General features: G+C 71.8%; 24 protein-coding genes. 8 read left to right on the top strand and 16 right to left on the bottom strand.

Annotation, left to right across the window (positions count from 1 at the left end; translation table 11 throughout):
• The first annotated feature begins 110 nt into the window (after positions 1-110).
• Both ACWDBB_RS09970 and ACWDBB_RS09965 read left to right on the top strand, forming a co-directional pair.
• A complete protein-coding gene (locus tag ACWDBB_RS09970; protein ID WP_449789107.1) occupies positions 111-689 on the top strand; it encodes an NADAR family protein in 579 nt (192 codons plus the stop codon).
• Between the two features lie 374 nt (positions 690-1,063).
• Entirely contained in the window at positions 1,064-2,227 is a 1,164-nt protein-coding gene (locus ACWDBB_RS09965) for a hypothetical protein (RefSeq protein WP_449789106.1), read from the top strand.
• A gap of 105 nt (positions 2,228-2,332) precedes the next feature.
• On the opposite strand, the gene ACWDBB_RS09960 is transcribed toward ACWDBB_RS09965, so the two are convergent.
• Positions 2,333-3,715 carry a glycine--tRNA ligase gene (locus ACWDBB_RS09960; RefSeq protein WP_449789105.1) on the bottom strand — a complete coding sequence of 461 codons (1,383 nt, stop codon included), beginning with the start codon at positions 3,713-3,715 and terminating at the stop codon, positions 2,333-2,335.
• A gap of 194 nt (positions 3,716-3,909) precedes the next feature.
• Here ACWDBB_RS09960 and ACWDBB_RS09955 point away from each other — a divergent pair, with 194 nt between their 5' ends.
• Genes ACWDBB_RS09955 through ACWDBB_RS09940 form a run of 4 tightly spaced genes read left to right on the top strand, consistent with a single transcriptional unit; the run spans position 3,910 to position 7,109 of the window.
• Positions 3,910-4,959 (top strand): metal ABC transporter substrate-binding protein, encoded by a 1,050-nt coding sequence (locus ACWDBB_RS09955; RefSeq protein WP_449789261.1) that lies wholly within the window; start codon positions 3,910-3,912, stop codon positions 4,957-4,959.
• 13 nt (positions 4,960-4,972) lie between these two features.
• Positions 4,973-5,737 (top strand): metal ABC transporter ATP-binding protein, encoded by a 765-nt coding sequence (locus tag ACWDBB_RS09950; protein ID WP_449789104.1) that lies wholly within the window; start codon positions 4,973-4,975, stop codon positions 5,735-5,737.
• A complete protein-coding gene (locus ACWDBB_RS09945; protein WP_449789260.1) occupies positions 5,737-6,663 on the top strand; it encodes a metal ABC transporter permease in 927 nt (308 codons plus the stop codon). Before ACWDBB_RS09950 ends, ACWDBB_RS09945 begins: the two co-directional genes overlap by 1 nt.
• A gap of 35 nt (positions 6,664-6,698) precedes the next feature.
• Complete coding sequence (locus ACWDBB_RS09940; RefSeq protein ID WP_188298282.1) at positions 6,699-7,109, top strand: Fur family transcriptional regulator; 411 nt, start codon at positions 6,699-6,701, stop codon at positions 7,107-7,109.
• A gap of 149 nt (positions 7,110-7,258) precedes the next feature.
• Here the strand turns inward: ACWDBB_RS09940 and ACWDBB_RS09935 are convergent, their stop codons facing one another.
• The 4 genes from ACWDBB_RS09935 to leuA all read right to left on the bottom strand — a co-directional run bounded on the left by ACWDBB_RS09935 (position 7,259) and on the right by leuA (position 11,754).
• On the bottom strand, positions 7,259-8,092 hold the full coding sequence (locus ACWDBB_RS09935) for an isoprenyl transferase (RefSeq protein WP_449789103.1): 834 nt from the start codon (positions 8,090-8,092) through the stop codon (positions 7,259-7,261).
• Between the two features lie 4 nt (positions 8,093-8,096).
• Entirely contained in the window at positions 8,097-8,843 is a 747-nt protein-coding gene (gene recO, locus ACWDBB_RS09930; protein WP_380542322.1) for a DNA repair protein RecO, read from the bottom strand.
• A gap of 209 nt (positions 8,844-9,052) precedes the next feature.
• Positions 9,053-9,718 carry a TerB family tellurite resistance protein gene (locus ACWDBB_RS09925; protein WP_392869837.1) on the bottom strand — a complete coding sequence of 222 codons (666 nt, stop codon included), beginning with the start codon at positions 9,716-9,718 and terminating at the stop codon, positions 9,053-9,055.
• A 239-nt stretch (positions 9,719-9,957) separates the two neighbouring features.
• On the bottom strand, positions 9,958-11,754 hold the full coding sequence (gene leuA / locus ACWDBB_RS09920) for a 2-isopropylmalate synthase (RefSeq protein WP_449789102.1): 1,797 nt from the start codon (positions 11,752-11,754) through the stop codon (positions 9,958-9,960).
• Between the two features lie 339 nt (positions 11,755-12,093).
• Between leuA and ACWDBB_RS09915 the strand changes: the two genes are divergently transcribed.
• The gene (locus tag ACWDBB_RS09915; RefSeq protein WP_449789101.1) at positions 12,094-13,119 is read left to right on the top strand and encodes a M4 family metallopeptidase; all 1,026 of its coding nucleotides are present in this window, start codon (positions 12,094-12,096) and stop codon (positions 13,117-13,119) included.
• Positions 13,120-13,262: 143 nt separating this feature from the next.
• A complete protein-coding gene (locus ACWDBB_RS09910; protein WP_049651101.1) occupies positions 13,263-13,529 on the top strand; it encodes a protealysin inhibitor emfourin in 267 nt (88 codons plus the stop codon).
• A gap of 106 nt (positions 13,530-13,635) precedes the next feature.
• Here the strand turns inward: ACWDBB_RS09910 and era are convergent, their stop codons facing one another.
• The 11 genes from era to ACWDBB_RS09855 all read right to left on the bottom strand — a co-directional run bounded on the left by era (position 13,636) and on the right by ACWDBB_RS09855 (position 21,433).
• Positions 13,636-14,565: a GTPase Era gene (era, locus tag ACWDBB_RS09905; protein WP_270147040.1), complete on the bottom strand. Its 930-nt coding sequence runs from the start codon at positions 14,563-14,565 to the stop codon at positions 13,636-13,638.
• An 81-nt stretch (positions 14,566-14,646) separates the two neighbouring features.
• Positions 14,647-14,835 (bottom strand): hypothetical protein, encoded by a 189-nt coding sequence (locus ACWDBB_RS09900; RefSeq protein WP_449789100.1) that lies wholly within the window; start codon positions 14,833-14,835, stop codon positions 14,647-14,649.
• A gap of 175 nt (positions 14,836-15,010) precedes the next feature.
• Positions 15,011-15,364, bottom strand: coding sequence for a cytidine deaminase (locus ACWDBB_RS09895; protein ID WP_189917993.1), 354 nt, complete (start codon positions 15,362-15,364; stop codon positions 15,011-15,013).
• A gap of 28 nt (positions 15,365-15,392) precedes the next feature.
• Positions 15,393-15,944 carry a DUF4383 domain-containing protein gene (locus tag ACWDBB_RS09890; RefSeq protein ID WP_449789099.1) on the bottom strand — a complete coding sequence of 184 codons (552 nt, stop codon included), beginning with the start codon at positions 15,942-15,944 and terminating at the stop codon, positions 15,393-15,395.
• Between the two features lie 26 nt (positions 15,945-15,970).
• Positions 15,971-16,207: a hypothetical protein gene (locus tag ACWDBB_RS09885; RefSeq protein ID WP_392869851.1), complete on the bottom strand. Its 237-nt coding sequence runs from the start codon at positions 16,205-16,207 to the stop codon at positions 15,971-15,973.
• Positions 16,208-16,240: 33 nt separating this feature from the next.
• Positions 16,241-17,566: a hemolysin family protein gene (locus tag ACWDBB_RS09880; protein ID WP_449789098.1), complete on the bottom strand. Its 1,326-nt coding sequence runs from the start codon at positions 17,564-17,566 to the stop codon at positions 16,241-16,243.
• A gap of 19 nt (positions 17,567-17,585) precedes the next feature.
• Entirely contained in the window at positions 17,586-18,080 is a 495-nt protein-coding gene (gene ybeY / locus ACWDBB_RS09875; protein WP_207816018.1) for an rRNA maturation RNase YbeY, read from the bottom strand.
• 14 nt (positions 18,081-18,094) lie between these two features.
• Positions 18,095-19,237, bottom strand: coding sequence for a PhoH family protein (locus ACWDBB_RS09870; protein ID WP_449789097.1), 1,143 nt, complete (start codon positions 19,235-19,237; stop codon positions 18,095-18,097).
• 184 nt (positions 19,238-19,421) lie between these two features.
• Positions 19,422-20,345: a ribonuclease Z gene (locus tag ACWDBB_RS09865; protein WP_449789096.1), complete on the bottom strand. Its 924-nt coding sequence runs from the start codon at positions 20,343-20,345 to the stop codon at positions 19,422-19,424.
• Positions 20,346-20,350: 5 nt separating this feature from the next.
• Positions 20,351-20,704: a histidine triad nucleotide-binding protein gene (locus tag ACWDBB_RS09860; RefSeq protein WP_449789095.1), complete on the bottom strand. Its 354-nt coding sequence runs from the start codon at positions 20,702-20,704 to the stop codon at positions 20,351-20,353.
• Positions 20,705-20,758: 54 nt separating this feature from the next.
• On the bottom strand, positions 20,759-21,433 hold the full coding sequence (locus tag ACWDBB_RS09855) for an RDD family protein (RefSeq protein ID WP_449789094.1): 675 nt from the start codon (positions 21,431-21,433) through the stop codon (positions 20,759-20,761).
• Positions 21,434-21,599 lie beyond the last annotated feature (166 nt).

Here is a 21,599-nt window from a genome sequence, read left to right as displayed (position 1 = left end):
CTCGCCGACCGGCACCCCTGCGGAGTTCCCGGAATCCGGACCTCCACTCCGAGGAGTGATTCACCGCGAAACGGTTCGCGGCGAATCACCCTTTATGTCAGACTGACGATATGAGCGAGATGCACGTGGGGGACCTGGCCGCCGTCCGCAGCCGCGAGGAGTTGGTCGCGCTGATGGCCGAGGGGGTGCGGCCGAAGTGGGTGATGTTCTGGGGGCACACCGAGCGCAAGGGCGGCGGGACGCGCCAGGAGTGCCTGAGCCAGTGGTGGCCCGGCGAGTTCACCGTCGACGGGGTCGGCTACGCCTCCGCCGAGCACTGGATGATGGCCGGCAAGGCCCGGATGTTCGGCGACGAGGAGATCGCTCAGCGGGTGCTGGAGGCCCGGACGCCCGGCGAGGCGAAGAAGCTGGGTCGACTGGTCAGGGACTTCGACCACGAGACCTGGACGGCCGGCCGCTTCGAGCTGGTGGTGGCGGGCAACGTCGCGAAGTTCGGGCAGGACGAGGCGCTGCGCGACTACCTGCTGGGCACGGGCGACCGGGTGCTGGTCGAGGCCAGCCCGCTGGACCGGATCTGGGGCATCGGGCTGGCCGCCGACGACATCCGGGCCCAGCAGCCAGCCGAGTGGCGCGGGTTGAACCTGCTCGGCTTCGCGCTGATGGAAGCGCGGACGCGGCTGGGCGCGTGAGCACGATCGCTCCACTCCTGGACGGAACGGTGGTGGCCTCGGCCGCGGCCGCCCTGCTCCTGGTGCCGGGAGTTCTGCGACGCAGGGCCCCGGAGGGGCGGCGCGTCGGCACCCGCCGGCCCGGGCCGGAGCCGGTGCTGGCGGTGGTCGCGACCATCTCCCGTCCGCCGCGGCCGCGTTGGCGGTGCTCGTCGCCACGTACTACGAGGCGACCGGCTGCGGAGCGCGACCGGCGCACTTCTCACAACGACCGCCGTCTGCGCGCTCCTTGACACCACTCGGACACGACTGGTCGTGCGCTCTTAACTCCTACGCCACATACTGACGCGAGGATGTCACACAGTCAGGGTCCGAATGGACAGGTTGGGGCGATCATGCGCATGCGGCCGACGGCACAACCCGCAGGCCAGCAGCGGGAAGGCGAGCAGCAAGCCGCCGAACTCCGCGCAGAACTGGACGAGTTACTCCGTGCGAGCCGCTACGCGAGTCAGCGGGAACGGCGCCTCAACGAGGCGATCCGCGCAACCCCCGGTCGACAGCGGCCGGACGGGGAGCTGCTGCGCCAACTCGCCCAGGCCCGCACCCTCCGTGAGGGGCTGGGCGCCCGCTGCCTCCAACTCAGCGACCAGCTGGAGGCGTTGGAGAGCCGGATCAGACACCGGCAGCAGCCTCCGCCACCACCGCAGCCCCAGCACCCCCACTTCCCGCAACAGCAACAGCAACAGCAACGAGAACAGCGACAGCAGCCCTCACAACAACCCTCACCGCAGCAGGCCCCGCCGCCACCCGCCCGCCCCGACCTCGGCGCCCTCACCGAGCGGATCATCGCCCTCCACCGGGCCGGCTCCCTCACCGAGGTCGCCGAGGTGATCGACACGGCCGCCGCCCGCCTCGCCCCCGCCGACGCCTCGCTGCTGGTCGGCATGCTGACCCGGTACGGCCCGAACGGCAGCTCGCTCCACCTCGCCCGCAGCATCTCCCGGTCCGCTCCGGACCACTCCGTCGCCGTGCTCGCCGAGCTGCGCGAACTGGGCCTGGCCGAGGAGGCGGCGGAGGTGTTCCACGCCTTCTGGAGCTACCCGGCCGCCTCCGTCCCCGGCCTGCTCTCCGCGCTGGACCGGGCCGGGCTGGCCGCCGACAGCGCGACGCTGCTCTGGGAGTGGGGGTCGGCGCCGATGACCGAGCTGACCTCCCTGGCCGCCTGCCTCCAGCAGCACGGCCGGGCCGCCGACGTCCGGACCCTGCTGCGCCAGGCCGCCGGCCGCTCCACCGCCGACCTCGCCGACCTCGCGGCCGGGCTGCCGCCCGCGCTCGCCACCCTGCTGCTGAACGAACTGGCCGTGCTGCGCCCGCCCGTCGAGGTGGTCCGGCTGGCCACCGCCCTGAACGGCGCCGGCACCTCCGAGCTGTACGCGCAGCTGCTGGCCGCACTGCTCGCCGACGAGGCCCGCCACCGCACCACCCTCGCCGCCCTGCGCACCGCCGGCCTGCCGACCCGCCCGCCCACGGCCCCGCGCTCCCGCTGGGGACGGCGCTAGCGGCCCGCCGCCGGGCCCACCCCGACCGCTCCGCTCCCGGACAGCGAGGAGCCCCCGCCCGCCCCACCAGGGCGGACGAGGGCTCCCGAGCCGATCAGGCCCCCGCTAGCAGCCGATCAGCCGCGCGCCGAGGTACGCCTTGACCTGGTCCAGCGAGACGCGCTCCTGCGACATGGTGTCGCGGTCGCGGACGGTCACCGCGTTGTCCTCGAGGGTGTCGAAGTCGACCGTGACGCAGAACGGCGTGCCGATCTCGTCCTGGCGGCGGTAGCGCTTGCCGATGGCGCCGGCGTCGTCGAACTCGACGTTCCACGCGGTGCGCAGGTCGGCGGCCAGGCCGCGGGCCTTCGGGGAGAGCTCGGCGTTGCGCGACAGCGGCAGGACGGCGACCTTGACCGGAGCCAGGCGCGGGTCCAGCCGCATGCCGACGCGCTTCTCCATGACGCCCTTGGCGTTCGGCGCCTCGTCCTCGAAGTAGGCGTCGATCAGGAAGGCCAGCATGGCGCGGTTGAGGCCGGCCGCCGGCTCGATGACGTACGGGAAGTAGCGCTCGCCGGACTCCTGGTCGAAGTACCGGAGGTCCTTGCCGGAGGCCTCGCTGTGCACCCGCAGGTCGTAGTCGGTGCGGTTGGCGACGCCCTCCAGCTCGGAGAACTCGCTGCCGCCGAAGTTGAAGCGGTACTCGATGTCCACCGTGCGCTTGGCGTAGTGGGAGAGCTTCTCCTTCGGGTGCTCGAAGAAGCGCATGTTCTCGGTGCGCATGCCGAGGTCGACGTACCAGTCCCAGCGCTGCTGGAGCCAGTACTCGTGCCACTGGTCGTCCTCGCCCGGCTTGACGAAGAACTCCATCTCCATCTGCTCGAACTCGCGGGTCCGGAAGATGAAGTTGCCGGGGGTGATCTCGTTGCGGAAGCTCTTGCCGGTCTGGGCGATGCCGAACGGCGGCTTCTTGCGCGAAGTGGTCTGGACGGCGCTGAAGTTGGTGAAGATGCCCTGGGCGGTCTCCGGGCGCAGGAACGCCAGGCCGCTCGCCTCCTCGGTGACACCGAGGTGGGTCTTCAGCATGCCCGAGAAGTCCTTGGGCTCGGTGAACTGGCCCTTGGTGCCGCAGTCGGGGCAGTTGACGTCCTTGAGGCCGTTCGGCGGCGGGAAGCCGTGCTTGGCCTCGTACTTCTCCTCCAGGTGGTCGGCCCGGTGGCGCTTGTGGCAGGAGAGGCACTCGGTCAGCGGGTCGTTGAAGGTGGCGACGTGGCCGGAGGCCTCCCACACCTCGCGCGCGAGGATCACCGACGAGTCGAGTCCGACGACGTCCTCACGGGCCTGGACCATCGTGCGCCACCACTGGCGCTTGATGTTCTCCTTGAGCTCGACACCCAGCGGCCCGTAGTCCCAGGCGGCACGCGTGCCGCCGTAGATTTCGCTGCAGGGGTAGACGAAGCCACGGCGCTTGCTCAGGCTGACGATCGTGTCGATCTTGTCGGCGGCCACAGTGCTCTCTTCAGTACGTACGGCACGGTCAGGGCACGGCTGGTTGCGCGTACCCGAATACCTCAGGTTACCGGCCATACGGGTACGTGATTCAAATCGGTATCGTCCGGCCGCCCCCGCCCTCGGCCACCCTCCGTTCACCCGCCCGAGTGATTTGACAATCATTTCCATGTGAGATGAGAATGATTGTCATGATGATCGGACTGCCTCACCTCGGACTGACTCGCCGGACCCGTCGCTCCCTGGCCTTCGGCGCCACCGCCCTGGCCGCCTCCCTCGCCCTCACGGCCTGCGGAGGCAGCAGCAGCGCCGACAGCGGCACCGGTCGGCTGAAGGTCGTCGCGTCCTTCTACCCGATGGAGTTCCTGGCCCAGCAGATCGGCAAGGAGCACGTCGCGGTCACCGATCTGACCGCCGCCGGCGTCGAGCCGCACGACCTGGAGCTCACCGCCAAGCAGGTCGGCACGGTCCAGAAGGCCGACGCGATCATCTACCTCAAGGGCCTGCAGCCCACCGTCGACCAGGCCGTCGCGCAGTCGTCCAGCAAGCACAAGATCGACGCCACCGCCGCCAGCCCGCTGGTCGACCACCACCTCGACGAGGGCACCGAGGACAACGCCCACGGGAGCGAGGCCCACGGGAGCGACGGCCACGGGCACGAGGGCCCGGCCGGCGACCCGCACATCTGGCTCGACCCGACCCGCTACGCGGCGATCGCCAAGAGCGTCGGCGACGAGTTCGCCAAGGCCGACCCGGCGCACGCCGAGGACTACCGGAAGAACACCGACGAGCTGGTCACCAAGCTCACCGCGCTCGACCAGGAGTTCCGGACCGGGCTGAAGGACGCCACGACCAGGACCTTCGTCACCAGCCACGCCGCCTTCGGCTACCTCGCCGACCACTACGGCCTCACCCAGGTCGCCATCAACGGCGTCGACCCGGAGTCCGAGCCCACCCCGGCCCGCCTCGCCGCGGTGCAGAAGGCCGCCAGGGACAACGGCGTCACCACCGTCTTCTTCGAGACCCTCGTCAGCCCCAGGCTCGCCGACACCGTCGCCAAGGATCTCGGCCTCAAGACCGCCGTCCTGGACCCGCTGGAGGGCGTCAAGGACCCCTCCAAGGACGACTACCTGACGGTGATGAAGCAGAACCTGGCCAACCTCCGGGCCGCCCTCGGCACCCCGGCCACCCCCGCCGGAACCGCCCCCGCGACCGACGCCGCCACCCCTGCCGCCACCAGCTGACGGGACCAGCACCATGACCGACCCGATACCCCCGGCCGTCCGCCTCCGTGACGCCGTCGCCTCGCGCGGCGGCCGGCCGGTGCTGCGCGGCGTCGACCTCACCGTCCACCCCGGCGAGGTCGTCGCCCTGCTGGGCGCCAACGGCTCCGGCAAGTCCACCACCGTCAAGGCCGTGATCGGCTCCGTCCCGCTGGAGCAGGGCACCCTGGAGCTGTTCGGCACGCCGTTCGGCTCCTTCCGCGCCTGGCACCGGATCGGGTACGTCCCGCAGCGCACCACCGCCGCCTCCGGCGTCCCCGCCACCGTCCGCGAGGTGGTCTCCACCGGACGGCTGCCGCAGCACCGGCTGCTGCCCTTCCGCCGCAGGGACCGCGAGGCGGTCGACCGCGCGCTGGCCGCCGTCGGCATGCTGGAGCGGGCCTCGGACGGCGTGGCCGACCTCTCCGGCGGCCAGCAGCAGCGGGTGCTGATCGCCCGCGCCCTGGTCGGCTCCCCCGACCTGCTGATCATGGACGAGCCGATGGCCGGCGTGGACGCCGCCAGCCAGCAGGTGCTCGCCGACACCCTGCGCGCCGAGGTCGGCCGCGGCGCCTCCGTCCTCCTCGTGCTGCACGAACTCGGGCCGCTGGAGCCGCTGATCGACCGCGCCGTGGTGCTGCGGGACGGCTGCGTCGCCCACGACGGCCCGCCGGTGCCCAACACCGGCCTGCACGCGCTGCCCGGCCACGACCATGTCCACCCGCACGCCGACCTGACCCCGCCGAGGCTGCTCGCATGATCGAGATGCTCTCCTACGACTTCATGCAGCGCGCCCTGCTCGCCGCCGTCCTGGTCGGGATCACCGCCCCGGCCGTCGGCATCTACCTGGTGCAGCGCCGCCAGGCGCTGATGGGCGACGGCATGGGCCACGTCGCGATGACCGGCGTCGGCCTCGGTTTCGTCTTCCAGACCAGCCCGGTCTGGATGGCCGTGCTGGTCTGCGTGCTCGGCGCCGTCACCATGGAGCTGGTCCGCTCGCGCGGCAACCAGCGCGGCGACATCGCCCTCGCGATGCTCTTCTACGGCGGCATGGCCTGCGGCAAGCTGCTGGTCTCGATGTCCGCCCAGGCCGGGGCCGGCTCGCTGGAGAGCTACCTGTGGGGCTCGATCCTCACCGTCGCCCCCGCCGACCTGGCCACCATCGCGGTGCTCGGCGCGGTGGTCATCGCGGTCACCGTCGGCCTGCGCCGCCAGCTCTTCGCGATCTGCCAGGACGAGGACTTCGCCCGGGTCACCGGGGTGCCGGTGCGCACCCTCAACCTGCTGCTCGCGGTGATGGCCGCGGTCACCGTCACGGTCGCCATGCGGGTGGTCGGGCTGCTGCTGGTCAGCGCGCTGATGGTGGTCCCCGTGGTGGCCGCCCAGCAGCTCACCCGCTCCTTCGCCGCCACTCAGGCCGCCTCGATCGCGCTCGGCGTGGTCGTCTCGCTGGCCGGCGTCACCGGCTCGTACCACCTCGACGTGCCCTCCGGCCCGGCCATCGTGCTGCTCGCCATCGCGGTCTTCGCGGTGTTCAGCCTGCTCGCCGCGCCACTGGCCCGGCGGCGCCACCGCGGCGCGGGCGAGCAGGGGCCGAAGGTCTGCGACGTCGAACTGCCGGGACAGGCCACCTACGGGCCCTCCGGCACGAGCACCCCTGAGGGACGGGCGGGGCTGGCACAATGATGTGCGAGACGCCCACGACCCCAGGAGGACCCACGGTGACCACCGCAGGCCCGTCGCCGCGCGCCCGATCGACCCGGCAGCGTGCCGCCGTCTCGGCGGCCCTGGACGAGATCGCGGACTTCCGCAGTGCCCAGGAGCTCCACGACCTGCTCAAGCACCGCGGCGACTCCGTCGGTCTGACCACGGTCTACCGCACGCTCCAGTCGCTCGCGGACGCCGGTGAGGTGGACGTGCTGCGCACCGCCGACGGCGAGGCGGTCTACCGCCGGTGCAGCAGCGGGCACCACCACCACCTGGTCTGCCGGCACTGCGGCGCGACCGTCGAGGTGGAGGGCCCCGCGGTGGAGCGCTGGGCCAACTCGGTCGCCGCCGAGCACGGCTTCAGCGACATCGCGCACACCCTGGAGATCTTCGGGACCTGCGCGGAGTGCGCCAAGCGGATCTGAGCCCCGTACGCGACGGCCCGTGCGCGACGGCCCGTACACGACGGAGAGGACCCATCGGGATGATCCCGGTGGGTCCTCTCCGTCGTCCGGGTGACGCGGGAGCGAGGGGCTCCCCAGCGCCGAGGGGCTACCCAGCTCCGAGGGGCTCCTCAGCGCTGGGACGGCACCGGCGCGCCGACCTCGTTGGGGATCGCCCCGCCGAAGCGCCGGTCACGCATCGCGTACTGCTCGCAGGCGCGCCACAGGTCGCGGCGGTCGAAGTCCGGCCAGAGCACGTCCTGGAACACGAACTCGGCGTAAGCCGACTGCCAGAGCAGGAAGTTGGAGGTGCGCTGCTCGCCGCTGGGGCGCAGGAACAGGTCCACGTCCGGCATGTCCGGGTGGTACATGTACTTGGCCAGGGTCTTCTCGTTGACCTTCTTCGGGTCGAGCTTCCCGGCCGCGACGTCCATGGCGATCGCGTGCGCCGCGTCGGCGAGTTCGGCCCGGCCGCCGTAGTTGACGCACATGTAGAGCGTGACGGCGTCGTTGCCCTTGGTCTGCTCCTCGGCGACCTGCAGCTCCTGGACGACGCTCTTCCACAGCTTGGGCATCCGGCCCGCCCAGCGGATCCGCACGCCCATGGCGTCCATCTCGTCGCGGCGGCGGGCGATGACGTCCCGGTTGAAGTTCATCAGGAACTTCACCTCGTCGGGCGAGCGCTTCCAGTTCTCGGTGGAGAACGCGTACAGCGAGATGTTCTTGACCCCGAGCTCGATGGCGCCCTTGAGGACGTCCAGCACCACGGACTCGCCGACCTTGTGGCCCTCGGTGCGCGGCAGTCCGCGCTCCTTGGCCCAGCGGCCGTTGCCGTCCATGACGATCGCGACGTGCTGGGGGATCAGCTCGCCGGGGAGCTTCGGGGGCTGTGCGCCGCTGGGGTGCGGGGTCGGGGGGACGTACGCCCGCTGCTTGCCGCCGCCGAAGAGCCGTCGCGCTGCCATGTGCTCACTTCTCCACGTATCTCATCGAGCGGATGCCCCGCTCCAGGTGCCACTGCAGATAGGCCGCGACCAGGCCGCTGCCCTCCCGCCAGTACCGCGGCTCGCAGGCGTCGGCCGTCTGCCAGTCCCCTGACAGCAGCGCCCCGAGCAGTACCAGTGTCTCAGGGGAGGGTACGGCACATCCGGGCACTCGGCAGTCGCCGCAGAGCACCCCGCCCGCGGGAAGGGAGAAGAAACGGTTCGGCCCCTCCAGGCCGCATTTGGCGCAGTCGGTGAAGCTCGCGCCGTACCCGTTCACCGCGAGCGAGCGCAGCAGGAAGGCGTCCAGCACCAGGTGCGACTCGTGCAGCCCGGCCGCCAGCGTGCGCAGTCCGCCGACCAGCAGCAGGTACTGCTGGACGGCCGGCTCGCCCTCGTTCTCGGCGAACCGCTCGGCGGTCTCCAGCATCGCGGTGCCGGCCGTGTAGCGGCCGTAGTCGGCGACGATCGGGCCCCCGTACGGGGCGATGGTCTCCACCTGGGTGCAGAGCGGCAATCCGCGGCCGACCAGCTCACTCCCCCGGCTGAAGAACTGCACGTCCACGTGCGAGAACGGCTCCAGGCGGGCGCCGAACTTGGACTTGGTCTTCCGCACCCCGCGAGCCACCGCCCGCACCTTGCCGTGCTGGCGGGTCAGCAGGGTGATGATCCGATCGGCCTCGCCGAGCTTCTGCGCCCGCAGCACGACGCCGTCGTCCCGGAAAAGACTCATGGGGACCATTGTCCCCCACCCCCGCCCCGCGCCGGACAGCCGTGTTGCCCGCACCGGGGGCCGTGGGGGAGGCCTGCGGTGCGGGTCACGGCGGGCCCGGGGTGGGGAGTCCGGGGCCCGTTGTGGGGGATTCGGAGGTGGTCTTCGGATTCCGGAGTCGCGGACCGCGGTGCGCGGTGATCGACGGCCGGCGTACTCGACGGACGGTGCTACTTGTACGGCGCCCTGGCCGCCGCCTCCAGCAGCGCCCCGACCCGGGCCTTCGGCAGGTCCAGGCAGCCCCCGACCGCGGCCAGCGCGTCGCGCTCCTGCGGCAGGTAGCGCCCGTCCGCCAGCGCGATCGCCGCGCCCTGCAGCAGTAGCCGCTCGCGGCCGTGGTGGGCCAGGTGCGGGGTGAGCGGTTCGAGCACCGCGTGCAGTTCGACGGCCAGGCCGCCGGACATCCCGCGGGCGTCGTGGAGTTCTCCGCCGAGCCCGGAGAGCGCGGCGAGCGCGGCCAGCACCTGGGCCTCGCCGCAGTCCTCGAACCCGGCCTCGCGCACCGCCGTGCAGGCCGCCTCGCGGGCCGCCCGGTGGGCGGTGCCGCCGGCCGCGAGCAGGGCCAGCGCGATGGTGTACTGGGCGTCCCGCAGCATCGCGCCGAGGCGCACGCTGGTGGGCTGCTCCAGGCTCTCGACGCCGTACCGGCCGTGGCAGCCGGTGCACTGCACGCTGCCGATGACCGGACCGAGCGGGACCACCGGGGTCCCCAGCAACCGCAGCCACCGCCGGCCGTGCTGCCGGCGGTAGTTGCGGTCCCCGCCGCAGCCCGGGCAGAAGAAGTCACCGAGAACGTCAGTCCGCCACCGCGGGCGAACACCCCACAACCTGGTCACGGCGCCACTCCCCAGACATGGCAGGCGGCCTGCTCGACAATGGGCAGGTCACGCGACCGGACACCGAGGCCGTCCCACCGACCCGGCTTTCCGGTGGATCGATGTTGCCACGGTTACCGGCACGTGTCAGTACCTCGAACGGCTTCCGATTCGAAAAAATGTGGCGCAGGCCACAGTGCCAGGTTGGGGCGACGAAGGGCCGCCCCGCAGGACGGCCCTTCGCATACCACCCGTTCGAATTAGCCGCGCTGCGAGCGGTTGACGGCGCTGATCATGGCCTTCAGCGAGGCCAGCACGGTGTTGCCGTCGATGCCCACGCCCCACATCACCCTGCCGTCCACCGCGCACTCCACGTACGCGGCGGCCTGGGCGTCGCCGCCCTCGCTCAGCGCGTGCTCGGCGTAGTCCAGGACGCGCACGTCCACGCCGATCCGGGCCAGCGCGTCGGCGAAGGCCGAGACCGGGCCGTTTCCGGTCCCGGTCAGGGTCACCGGGGCACCGTCCACCAGGGCCTCGGCGGTCAGCGCGTCCCGGCCGTCCTCGGTGGTCAGGGTGCGCGAGCCGCACAGCGAGATCCGGCCCCACGGGTTGTCGGTGGTCGGCAGGTACTCGTCCTCGAAGACCCGCCAGATCTCGGCCGGGCTGACCTCGCCGCCCTCGGCGTCGGTCTTGGCCTGGATGATCCGGGAGAACTCGATCTGCATCCGGCGCGGCAGGTCCAGCTTGTGGTCGTTCTTCAGCACGTACGCCACGCCGCCCTTGCCGGACTGGCTGTTGACCCGGATGACCGCCTCGTAGGTGCGGCCGACGTCCTTCGGGTCGATCGGCAGGTACGGCACGCCCCAGGTGTGCTCCTCCACCGGCACGCCCGCGGCCGCGGCGTCCGCCTCCAGGACGTCGAAGCCCTTCTTGATGGCGTCCTGGTGCGAGCCGGAGAAGGAGGTGTACACCAGGTCGCCGGCGTACGGGTGGCGCGGGTGCACCTCCATCTGGTTGCAGTACTCGGCGGTGCGGCGCACCTCGTCGATGTCGGAGAAGTCGATCTGCGGGTCGATGCCCTGCGAGAACAGGTTCATCCCCAGCGTCACCAGGTCGACGTTGCCGGTCCGCTCGCCCTGCCCGAACAGGCAGCCCTCGATGCGGTCGGCGCCCGCCATGTAGGACAGCTCGGCGGAGGCGACGGCGGTGCCGCGGTCGTTGTGCGGGTGCACCGACAGGCAGACGTGCTCGCGGCGCGACAGGTGCCGCGACATCCACTCGAACTGGTCGGCCTGGACGTTCGGGGTGGCCCGCTCGACGGTGGCGGGCAGGTTCAGGATGATCTCGCGGCCCTCGCCCGGCTGCCAGACGTCCATGACCGCCTCGCAGACCTCCAGCGCGAAGTCCAGCTCGGTGTCGACGAAGATCTCCGGCGAGTACTGGTAGCCGAAGACGGTGTCGTCGCCCAGCAGCTTCTCCGCGTACTCCATCACCAGCCGGGTGCCGTCGGTGGCGATCGCCTTGGTGGCCGCCCTGTCGTTGCGGAACACCACCCGGCGGAACAGCGGCGCGGTCGCGTTGTACAGGTGGACGGTCGCGCGCGGGGCGCCGACCAGCGACTCCACGGTCTTCTCGATCAGCTCCTCGCGGGCCTGCGTCAGCACCGAGATGGTGACGTCCTCGGGGATCGCCCCCTCCTCGATCAGCGACCGTACGAAGGCGTGGTCGGTGGCACCGGAGGAGGGGAAGCCGACCTCGATCTCCTTGTAGCCCATCTTCACCAGCAGGTCGAACATCATCCGCTTGCGGGCCGGCGACATCGGGTCGATCAGCGCCTGGTTGCCGTCCCGCAGGTCGGTGGACAGCCAGCGCGGGGCCTTGGTGATCACCGCGTTCGGCCAGGCGCGGTCCGGCAGGTCGACGGTGCCGAACGGCAGGTAGCGCCCGTGCCGCATGCCCGAGGGCCGCTGGCGCACCGAGGCGGCGGTGATCGGGGTGGGGCGGTCGACGAAGGGACGGCCGGCGGGAACGGACGCGGCGGAGTTCTGCTCGGTCATGGAGGTGACTCGGCTTCCTGTGATGCGTGGTGCGGGCGGGTCGGGGTGGTCGACACGTGGTCGGTACCGACTGGCCGGCCTCGGCTGTCGCTCGCGATACACCGTCGGATCGCCGATTGCGCGCACAGCTCGTTCCCCGCGGCGAGGGTGCCGGCCCGGTGGACTACAGGCCCTCGACGCGGCAGCTAAGAAGAAGCAGCCCGTTGCGCATGATGGCCCCAGCGTAACCCAGCGCCGCGCGCCCCCGAAGTGATCCGGGCTTCCGTTCCACTCCTTGAGACGCGGCTGATCACGCCGGAGGTGGTGACAACCGGTCATGAAGGCGCCACCCTGGGTCACATGACTGCAGCAGTACCGATCTGCACGATCGTCCCGCCGTACGTCCTGGACCGCCTCGCCGAGGCCGGTCACGAGCCCGCCGTCCACTCCCTGGCCCTCGACGCGGCGCACCGCGCGGCCCGCCTCGACCCGCCCCCGTCCGTCGCCGCCTCCGTCCCCGGCCTGAACCGGGTGGTGTACGACGCCGACCACGGCCAGCGGCTGCCCGGGCGCAGCGTGCGCACCGAGGGCCGGGCCGCGTCCTCCGACAGCTCCGTCAACCACGCCTACGACGGCCTCGGCGCCACCTTCGCGCTCTACGCCGACGTCTTCGGCCGGCACTCGATCGACGACCGGAACCTGCGGCTGGACGCCACCGTCCACTACGGCCGCAACTACGACAACGCCTTCTGGAACGGCCACCAGATGGTGTTCGGCGACGGCGACAACGTGGTGTTCGGCGACTTCACCGCCTGCATCGACGTCATCGGCCACGAACTCACCCACGGCGTCACCCAGTTCACCGCCGGGCTGGACTACCAGGACCAGCCCGGCGCGCTCAACGAGTCGGTCTCCGACGTCTTCGGCTCGCTGGTCAAGCAGTACGCGCTGCACCAGGACGCCGCCGACGCGGACTGGCTGATCGGCGCCGGGCTGCTCGCCCCGGGCGTCCAGGGCGTGGCGCTGCGCTCGATGAAGGCGCCCGGCACCGCCTACGACGACCCGCAGCTCGGCAAGGACCCGCAGCCCGCGCACATGCGGGACTACGTGCACACCTCCCAGGACTACGGCGGGGTGCACGTCAACTCCGGCATCCCCAACCACGCGTTCTACCTGCTGGCCACCGCGCTCGGCGGCTCGGCCTGGGAGCGCGCGGGGCGGATCTGGTACGACGCGCTGACCGGGCGCACGCTGCCCGCCGACGCCGACTTCACCGCCTTCGCCCGGGCCACCGTGGCCGCCGCCAAGGCCCGCTACCCCGACGACCGGTCGGTCGTGGACACCGTCACGGCCTCCTGGGCGCAGGTCGGGATCAGCCCGGGGTGAGCGCCGGCCGGGGCCACCGGAGCGCGCCCGGAGGACGGTTGAGGCCGGGTTGAGGCCGGGTTGAGGCCGGGTTGAGGCGGGCTTGAGGTCACGGTCCGGGAAAAACCCGGCAAACCCCCTCCCCGGGTAGCACCATGGACACCATGCGCATCCAGGTGACCCGGACCGGCGGCTTCGCCGGGATCGTCCGCCAGGCGGAGATCGACACCGCCGACCGCACGGACGCCCCGCACGTGCACGCACTCGCCCGCGAGGCCGTCGCGGGCGGGCTGCGCGCGCCCTCGTACGGGGTGCCGGACGGTTTCCACTACGAGATCACCGTCGACGGCCGGTCGGTGTACTGCGCCGACCCGAAGCTCACCGACTCCCAGCGCGAACTGGTCTCCTTGGTGCTGCGCGAGGGCGCGTAGCACCTGGGCCGGGCCCCGGAGTCGACGAGGGCCCGCCCGGACGCCTTCGCGTCCGAACGGGCCCGGGCCTTCCGGCGGATCGAACTCCCCTGTCGGGAGCGCCGGTTCAGAACCCCAGCTTGCGCAGCTGCTTGGGGTCGCGCTGCCAGTCCTTGGCGACCTTGACGTGCAGGTCCAGGTAGACCGGCGTGCCGAGCAGCGCCTCGATGTGCTTGCGGGCGGTGGTGCCGACGTGCTTGAGCCGCGAGCCCTTGGCGCCGATCACGATGGCCTTCTGGCTCTGCCGCTCGATGTAGACGTTGGCGTGGATGTCCAGCAGCGGGCGGTCCGCCGGGCGGCCCTCGCGCGGGAGCATCTCCTCGACCACCACGGCCAGCGAGTGCGGCAGCTCGTCGCGCACGCCCTCCAGCGCGGCCTCGCGGATCAGCTCGGCGACCATGATCTGCTCGGGCTCGTCGGTGAGGTCGCCGTCCGGGTAGAGCTGGTCGCCCTCCGGCAGCAGCTTGGTGAGCAGGTCGGCGACCAGCTCCACCTGCTTGTCGCCCACCGCCGAGACCGGGATGATCTCGGCCCACTCGAAGCCCAGCTCGACGCCGAGCTGCTGGATGGCGATCAGCTGCTCGGCCAGGCGCTTGGAGTCGACCAGGTCGGTCTTGGTGACGATGGCGACCTTCGGGGTCTTCTTGATCCCGGCGATCTCCTTGGCGATGAACTTGTCGCCGGGGCCGATCTTCTGGTCGGCGGGCAGGCAGAAGCCGATCACGTCGACCTCGGCCCAGGTGGTGCGGACCAGGTCGTTGAGGCGTTCGCCGAGCAGGGTGCGCGGCTTGTGCAGACCGGGGGTGTCGACCAGCACGAGCTGGGCGTCGGGGCGGTGCACGATGCCGCGCACGGTGTGCCGGGTGGTCTGCGGGCGGTCGGAGGTGATCGCGACCTTCGTCCCCACCAGGGCGTTGGTCAGGGTCGACTTGCCCGCGTTGGGCCGGCCGACGAAGCACGCGAACCCGGAGCGGTACGAGGAGGAAGGGGCATTCATGGGCTCCATTCTCCCTGATCACCGGAGCCCCGCGGTCCGGGCCCGCCTCCGGGGGCGTCCGGGGGTGTCCCGGGGGCGCGTTCAGCCCTTCTTGGCGCTCTTGTTGCCGCTCTTGCCGCCCTGGCCGTCGGTGGGGACAAGCGAGACCACCACCAGCACCAGCAGGAAACCGAGCGAGCCGAACAGCCAGAGGTCCGAGCCGGTCTCCTGCCACTTGCCGAGCCCCATCACGAACAGCAGCAGCCCGGCGAAGAACGCCACCGCCCCCATGCCCCAGTCCCCCTCACCGAGTCCACTCCCCCGGTGAGATTATCTGCCGGGCCTGGGCCGAGACCATGCCCTCCGGCGAGGCCGCCGAAGGCCCGAACCCAAGGCCCCCCGACGGCCCGGAAGAGACCCGGCACGGGCCCGCACGCAGGCCCGGCACACAAGCCCGTACGGCTCCTCAGCGGGCCTCGGCGGCCACCCGCAGCGCCCCGTCCGGCCCGGCCAGCAGCACCGGCGTCCCGGCCCCGCCCAGGTCCCGCACGGCCGCCAGGTCCGCCTCGGCCGGCTGCTCCGCCTCGCTCACCACGGCCGCCGCCTCCAGCGACCTGGCGCCGCTGGCCACCGCCATCGCCACCGCCGTCTGGAGGGCGCTCAGCCGCAGCGACTCCAGCGCGACCGTCCCGGCCACGTAGGTGCGCCCGGTCTCGTCACGCACCGCGGCCCCCTCGGCGACGCCGTTGCGGGCGCGGGCCGAGCGGGCCAGGGTGATGATCTTCTTGTCTTCGGGGTCGAGCTCGACGATGTCACTCATGCCGCCGAGCATAGGCACCCGGCGCCGGTCAGTGGCCGACCGGGTGGGTCCGCCCCCGGTTCGGATGGATGACCTTGACGAAGGTCTTCGCCGCACCGGACGGCAGGTCCTCCTCGCGCTCGGTGCGCTTGCGCCAGTACGGGTTGTCGTGCGGCAGGTGGCTGCTCACCCGGCCGTACATCCCGAAGGTCGTCAGGACGATCCCGAAGACGAACGCGAACAGCACGTTCGACAACCGGAAGTTGAGGATGTTCGCTTCCGGCCGCTCCAGCACCGTCAGACCGTAGAAGCCGGACAGGACGAACAGCACGCCCACCGCCATGTTGAGATTGGACGCGAAGTTCCCGCCGATCACCGCCCCCACCATCAGGACCGCGCCCGCCACGACGGACAGGATGCTCAGCGCCCCGTTGGTCGACAGCCCGGCGATCCGGTCGCCGTGGGTGGCCAGGAAGCCGGGATGGTCGGCCAGCCCCAGGCTCCCGAACACGATCAGGAAGATCCCCCCGCCCCCCGCCCCGATCCGCCACACCATGGCGAGCCGCCGGTCGACGGGCTTCAGCGTGTCTTGCAGCTTCATGGCGACCTCCAGAGCTCGGCCATGGTCTAGCTGTAGGGATGGAGCTTCTCCATGTGCGGCGTCTCGTGCATGTAGAGCGAGCCGCACTGCTGGCAGCAGCGCAGCCCGGTGCCCCACTCCTCCTCGGGCCGCGTCTCGGCGTCGTCCGGCATGGTCCGGCCGCAGAGCGCCACCGACAGGTCCTCGTCCCGCACCACGTGCCAGGACTTGACTCCGCCGGCCGCCCCCTGCGGGCCGTACTCCGCGCGAAGTTTGTGCGTCATGCCCTCCATGGTCGCTCGGCGCCCGCCCGGCCGCTACTCGCCCGAGGGCTCCTCCGGGTCCTCGGTGTGGCGGACGGGGGCGGCGACCATGGAGCCGATCCGGTTGCGGCGGCCCGCCGAGGACTCGGCGGTCAGCAGGATGCCGGTCAGGCCGCCGTCGACCGGCTCGGGCAGCGGGATCTCGCAGGAGGAACCGGGGATCGGCACCCGGCCCAGGTGCTTGGCCAGCAGGCCGCCGACGGTCTCGACGTCCTCGTCCTCCAACTCGATGCCGAACAGCTCGCCCAGGTCCTCGACCAGCAACCGGGCGGTGATCCGGTACGAGCCGTCGCCGAGGTCCTCCACCGGGGCGATCTCCCGGTCGTACTCGTCGGTGATCTCGCCGACGATCTCCTCCAGGATGTCCTCGATGGTGACCAGCCCGGCCGTGCCGCCGTACTCGTCGATCACGATCGCCACGTGCGAGCGGCGCTGCTGCATCTCGCGCAGCAGGTCACCGGCCGCCTTGGAGTCCGGGACGAAGACGGCCGGGCGCATCACCGCGCCGACCTCCTCGGACTCCGCCTCCCGGTTGATGTGGGTGCGCCGCACCAGGTCCTTGAGGTAGACGATGCCGACCACGTCGTCCTCGCTGTCGCCGACCACCGGGATGCGCGAGAAGCCCGAGCGCAGCGCCAGGGTGAGCGCCTGCCGGACGGTCTTGTGCCGCTCGATCATCACCAGGTCGGTGCGCGGCACCATCACCTCGCGCACGATGGTGTCGCCCAGCTCGAAGACCGAGTGCACCATCCGGCGCTCCTCGTCCTCGATCAGGTCGTCCTTCTCGGCGAGGTCCACCAGGGCCCGCAGCTCCGCCTCGGAGGCGAACGGACCCTCCCGGTAGCCCTTGCCCGGGGTCAGCGCGTTGCCGAGCAGGATCAGCAACCGCGGGATCGGCCCCAGCACCGCGGCCAGCGGCAGCAGCACGAAGGAGGCCGCGGCCGCGGTGGTGACCGGGTGCTGGCGCCCGATCGTGCGCGGCGAGACCCCCACCGCGACGAACGACACCAGCACCATCACGCCGAACGCCAGCAGCACGGCCTGCCAGGTGGGCGTCACGTTGCGCACGCACACCACGGTGACCAGCACCGCGGCCGCCATCTCGCTGGCCACCCGGATCAGGGTGGCCAGGTTGAGGTAGCGGATCGGGTCGGAGGCGACGGTCAGCAGCCGCGCGGAACCGCGCCGACCGCTGCGCACCGCCTCCTCCGCCCGGAACCGGGAGACCCGGGAGATGCCCGCCTCGGCGCACGCGGCCAGCCAGCCGAGCACGACGAGCAGCACGGCACCGAGGATGAAGCTCGTACTCTCACCACTCACAGGGGTTCGGGCTCCGCGCTCAGTGGGTGGTGGGAGCCGGGGAGATGCCGCCGAGGCCGCGGCCCGCCCGCCAGTCGTCCAGGATGCGCTTCTGGAGGGCGAACATCTCCTCCTCTTCCTCCGGCTCCTCGTGGTCGTAGCCGAGGACGTGCAGCACGCCGTGCACGGTGAGCAGCTGCAGCTCCTCGTCCATCGAGTGCTTGGAGGGAGCCGCCTTGCCCTGCTGCTCGGCGACCTCGGGGCAGAGCACGATGTCGCCGAGCAGGCCCTGCGGCAGCTCCTCGCCCTCCTTGCCGGGACGCAGCTCGTCCATCGGGAAGGACATCACGTCGGTGGGCCCTGGCAGGTCCATCCACTGGATGTGCAGCTCCTCCATCGCCGCTCCGTCCACCAGGATCACGGACAGTTCGGACTGCGGGTGGATCCGCATCTTGTCCAGTGCGAAGCGGGCGACGTCGAGGATGGCTTCCTCGTCGGCCTCCCAACCGGACTCGTTGGCGATGTCGATCGACATGACGGGCTCTGTGCTCAGCTTTCGGTGCGATGGGACTGTCGGGGTGCGCGGGGTGCGCGGGGTGCGGTGGCCTTGCCGGGCCGCCGCTGGGCCGGCTTGCGGGCCGCCGGGGCGGCGTCCTCGACCTCCTGGCGGGCGTCCCAGCGCTCGTAGGCGTCCACGATCCGGCCGACCAGCTTGTGGCGGACCACGTCGGTGCTGGTGAGGACGGAGAAGTGGATGTCGGGCACGTCGGCCAGGATCTCCTGGACGACCTTGAGCCCGCTGCGGGTGCCGCCCGGGAGGTCGATCTGGCTGGTGTCGCCCGTGACCACCACCCGGGAGTTGAACCCGAGGCGGGTGAGGAACATCTTCATCTGCTCGGGCGAGGTGTTCTGGGCCTCGTCGAGGATGATGAAGGCGTCGTTGAGGGTGCGGCCGCGCATGTACGCGAGCGGCGCGACCTCGATGGTGCCGGCCGCCATCAGGCGCGGGATGGAGTCCGGGTCCATCATGTCGTGCAGCGCGTCGTACAGCGGGCGCAGGTACGGGTCGATCTTCTCGTAGAGCGTGCCGGGCAGGAAGCCCAGCCGCTCCCCCGCCTCGACCGCAGGGCGGGTCAGGATGATCCGGTTGACCTCCTTGGCCTGGAGGGCCTGGACGGCCTTGGCCATCGCCAGGTAGGTCTTGCCGGTACCGGCCGGGCCGAGGCCGAAGACGATCGTGTGCTTGTCGATCGCCTCGACGTAGCGCTGCTGGTTGAGGGTCTTCGGGCGGATCGTGCGGCCCCGGTTGGACAGGATGTTCGCGGTGAACACCTGGGAGGGCGCCGGGCTGTCCGGGTCCTGCTCCTGGCTGCGGAGCATGGCGATGGAGCGCTCCACGGAGTCCTCCGTCAGGGGCTGGCCGGTGCGCAGCACCAGCATCATCTCGTTGAAGAGCCGCTGTACGAGGGCGACCTCGGCCCGCACCCCGGTGGCCGTCACCTCGTTGCCGCGGACGTGGATGTCGGCGGCGGGGAAGCCCCGCTCGATCACGCGCAGCAGCGAGTCCGCGGTGCCCAGCAGGGTGACCATCGGGTGCTTCTCGGGGATGACGATCCGGGCGCTGACACGGCCGTCATCGGCGGGTTCGGGGCGCGACTGTCCGTTCGTACGGGTCTGCGATGTGTCACTCATAGGTCGGCGCTGGGGCCTGCCTCATCCCATCCGTGGTGTCGGGTGCCGCTCGGTGTCTCCGGGGCACCAGGGTACGCCGCGAACATGATCGCCGTGGCGGGCGGCGGGGCCGCACCCGACGATGCTGCGGCAGATCGCAGGCCGACGCGAGCCCTTTTCCGGGGTTCGCGCGGTTCCGTCCCGTTCACGACGGGCGGCGGGCCGGAACGGGCACCCGGTCGAGGTCGGCGGCCAGGACCAGTTCCCCGTCGAAGTGCTTGCGGGCGTCGGCGAGGTGCTGGCCGAGGTCCGGGTAGCGCTGGGAGAAGTGGGTCAGCACCAGGGTGCGCACGCCGGCCTCGGCGGCGACCTTGGCGGCCTGCCCGGCGGTGAGGTGGCCGTGCTCCTCGGCGAGGCGGGCGTCGGCGTCGGTGAAGGTCGCCTCGACGACCAGCAGGTCGGCGCCCTCGGCGAGGGTGTGCACGCCCTCGCACAGCCGGGTGTCCATCACGAAGGCGAACCGCTGGCCCGGCCGCGGCTCGCTGACCTCGGCCAGGGTGACGGTGCGGCCGTCCACCTCGATCGCGCCCTCGTGCTGGAGCCGGCCCACCGCCGGGCCGCGCAGGCCGAGCGCGGCGAGCCGCTCCGGCACCAGTCGGCGGCCGTCCGGCTCGGACAGCCGGTAGCCGAAGGACTCCACCGGGTGGTCCAGCCGGACGGCGTCCAGCGCGAAGCGGGCGCCGGGCGCGGGCAGCGGTCCGGGCTCGTCGATCGGCCGGGGCCGCAGCACGGCCGTCTCGTGGTAGGCGGTGGAGTGCCGCAGCCGCTCGAAGTAGACCTCGCCGGAGGCCGGGAAGTAGACGTCGACCGGGTGCGGGACCCGGTCGAGGTTGATCCGCTGGATCACCCCGGCGAGGCCCAGGCAGTGGTCCCCGTGGAAGTGGGTGACCGCGATCCTGGTGATCTGGGTGGCCGTGACCCCGGCGTGCAGCATCTGGCGCTGGGTGCCCTCGCCGGGGTCGAACAGCAGGCCCTCGCCGTCCCAGCGCAGCAGGTAGCCGTTGTGGTTGCGGTGCCGGGTGGGCACCTGGCTGGCGGTGCCGAGGACGACGAGTTCGCGCTGGGACACGTGGGTCAGACCATGCGCTCGGTCATCGACATCCCGCCGAGGACGTGGACGTGCGCGTGGAAGACGGTCTGTCCGGCGCCCGCACCGGTGTTGAAGATCAGCCGGTAGTCCTCGATGCCCTCGTCCCGGGCCACCGCACCCGCCTCGGCGAGCAGTTCGCCGGCGATCTCCGGCTCGGCGGCGGCCAGCGCGGCCGCGTTCGGGTAGTGCACGTGCGGGATCACCAGCACGTGCACGGGCGCCTTGGGGGCGATGTCGCGGAAGGCGAGGGTGCGCTCGGTCTTGCGCACCACGGTCGTCGGGATCTCGCCCGCGACGATCTTGCAGAACAGGCAGTCGGGCTGCGGCTCGCCGGCCATGGCGCTCTCCTCGGGATCGGTACGTCGGGTGTGGTGGGGCCGTACGGGCGCAGCCTAGCCGAGCCGGGCGACGGCCTGCTGGTACTCCTGGAGGTGCTTCCAGCGCACCGAGCGCACGCCGACCAGGTCGCCCTCGTCGCTGTCGTAGTCCTCGGTGAGAAGGTTGACGGCGAGGATGACGAAGCCGAGCAGCCAGCGCCTGGTGAGCCGCCAGGTGTCGGGCCGCATCACGCCCTTGCGGCGCACCACCCGCATCGCCGCGATCCCCTTGCCCACGCTGAAGCCGGTCAGCCGGGCGAGCACCACCTGGTTGAGGAAGGACGCGCCGAGGCCGACCGCCAGCAGCGCCACGAAGTACGGCACCGCCGGTCCGCCGCTCTGCACGGCGTGGCCGGCCACGTACTCGGTCCTCGGGCGGCTCGCGGCGTTGGCGGCGACGAAACCGAGGCCGATCGCGAACAGCCAGTCCAGCACGATCGCCAGGAACCGCCGACCGCCGCCCGCCTCCTTGGGGCAGGGCGGCAGGGCCCGGCCCTGCGGCTGCGCGTAGGCCTGCGGCGGGTACGGCTGCTGGTGGGGCTGCGGCTGGTGAGGCTGCGGGTAGGGCTGCTGGTAGGGCTGCTGGTACGGCTGCGGCTGCTGGTACGACGGCGCCGGCGGGTACGGCTGCTGCGGCTGCTGTGCGTAGGGATTCTGGTCGTACTGCGGCGGCGGGTAGCCCTGCGCCATGTGTTCCCCCGTGAACTGTGGATCAAGAAGCAGCCCCGCATCCTACCCACGCCCCCGCACACCGGAGTGGGGGGGGGGGGCGGCGGCCGTTCCCCAACGGCGTTGCGCGGCGCACGCCCCGCCCCCCCGGCCCCGGCCGCCGCGGGCGCGCCGGCGGCGGGGGGCG

It is taken from the genome of Kitasatospora sp. NPDC001095, assembly GCF_053598615.1.
The sequence above is the reverse complement of the archived record's forward strand: the minus strand, read 5'-3'. Positions and strand labels throughout refer to the sequence as shown.

Excerpts from the sequence above, each read along its gene's own strand:
- ACWDBB_RS09965 (WP_449789106.1), top strand. The coding sequence starts at position 1,064 with ATGCGCATGCGGCCGACGGCACAACCCGCAGGCCAGCAGCGGGAAGGC.
- ybeY (WP_207816018.1), bottom strand. The coding sequence starts at position 18,080 with ATGTCGATCGACATCGCCAACGAGTCCGGTTGGGAGGCCGACGAGGAA.
- era (WP_270147040.1), bottom strand. The coding sequence starts at position 14,565 with ATGAATGCCCCTTCCTCCTCGTACCGCTCCGGGTTCGCGTGCTTCGTC.
- ACWDBB_RS09890 (WP_449789099.1), bottom strand. The coding sequence starts at position 15,944 with ATGAAGCTGCAAGACACGCTGAAGCCCGTCGACCGGCGGCTCGCCATG.
- ACWDBB_RS09910 (WP_049651101.1), top strand. The coding sequence starts at position 13,263 with ATGCGCATCCAGGTGACCCGGACCGGCGGCTTCGCCGGGATCGTCCGC.
- ACWDBB_RS09860 (WP_449789095.1), bottom strand. The coding sequence starts at position 20,704 with ATGGCCGGCGAGCCGCAGCCCGACTGCCTGTTCTGCAAGATCGTCGCG.
- ACWDBB_RS09900 (WP_449789100.1), bottom strand. The coding sequence starts at position 14,835 with ATGGGGGCGGTGGCGTTCTTCGCCGGGCTGCTGCTGTTCGTGATGGGG.
- ACWDBB_RS09895 (WP_189917993.1), bottom strand. The coding sequence starts at position 15,364 with ATGAGTGACATCGTCGAGCTCGACCCCGAAGACAAGAAGATCATCACC.
- ACWDBB_RS09885 (WP_392869851.1), bottom strand. The coding sequence starts at position 16,207 with ATGACGCACAAACTTCGCGCGGAGTACGGCCCGCAGGGGGCGGCCGGC.
- ACWDBB_RS09935 (WP_449789103.1), bottom strand. The coding sequence starts at position 8,092 with ATGGCAGCGCGACGGCTCTTCGGCGGCGGCAAGCAGCGGGCGTACGTC.
- ACWDBB_RS09855 (WP_449789094.1), bottom strand. The coding sequence starts at position 21,433 with ATGGCGCAGGGCTACCCGCCGCCGCAGTACGACCAGAATCCCTACGCA.
- ACWDBB_RS09950 (WP_449789104.1), top strand. The coding sequence starts at position 4,973 with ATGACCGACCCGATACCCCCGGCCGTCCGCCTCCGTGACGCCGTCGCC.
- ACWDBB_RS09955 (WP_449789261.1), top strand. The coding sequence starts at position 3,910 with ATGATCGGACTGCCTCACCTCGGACTGACTCGCCGGACCCGTCGCTCC.
- ACWDBB_RS09870 (WP_449789097.1), bottom strand. The coding sequence starts at position 19,237 with ATGAGTGACACATCGCAGACCCGTACGAACGGACAGTCGCGCCCCGAA.
- leuA (WP_449789102.1), bottom strand. The coding sequence starts at position 11,754 with ATGACCGAGCAGAACTCCGCCGCGTCCGTTCCCGCCGGCCGTCCCTTC.
- ACWDBB_RS09915 (WP_449789101.1), top strand. The coding sequence starts at position 12,094 with ATGACTGCAGCAGTACCGATCTGCACGATCGTCCCGCCGTACGTCCTG.
- recO (WP_380542322.1), bottom strand. The coding sequence starts at position 8,843 with ATGAGTCTTTTCCGGGACGACGGCGTCGTGCTGCGGGCGCAGAAGCTC.
- ACWDBB_RS09970 (WP_449789107.1), top strand. The coding sequence starts at position 111 with ATGAGCGAGATGCACGTGGGGGACCTGGCCGCCGTCCGCAGCCGCGAG.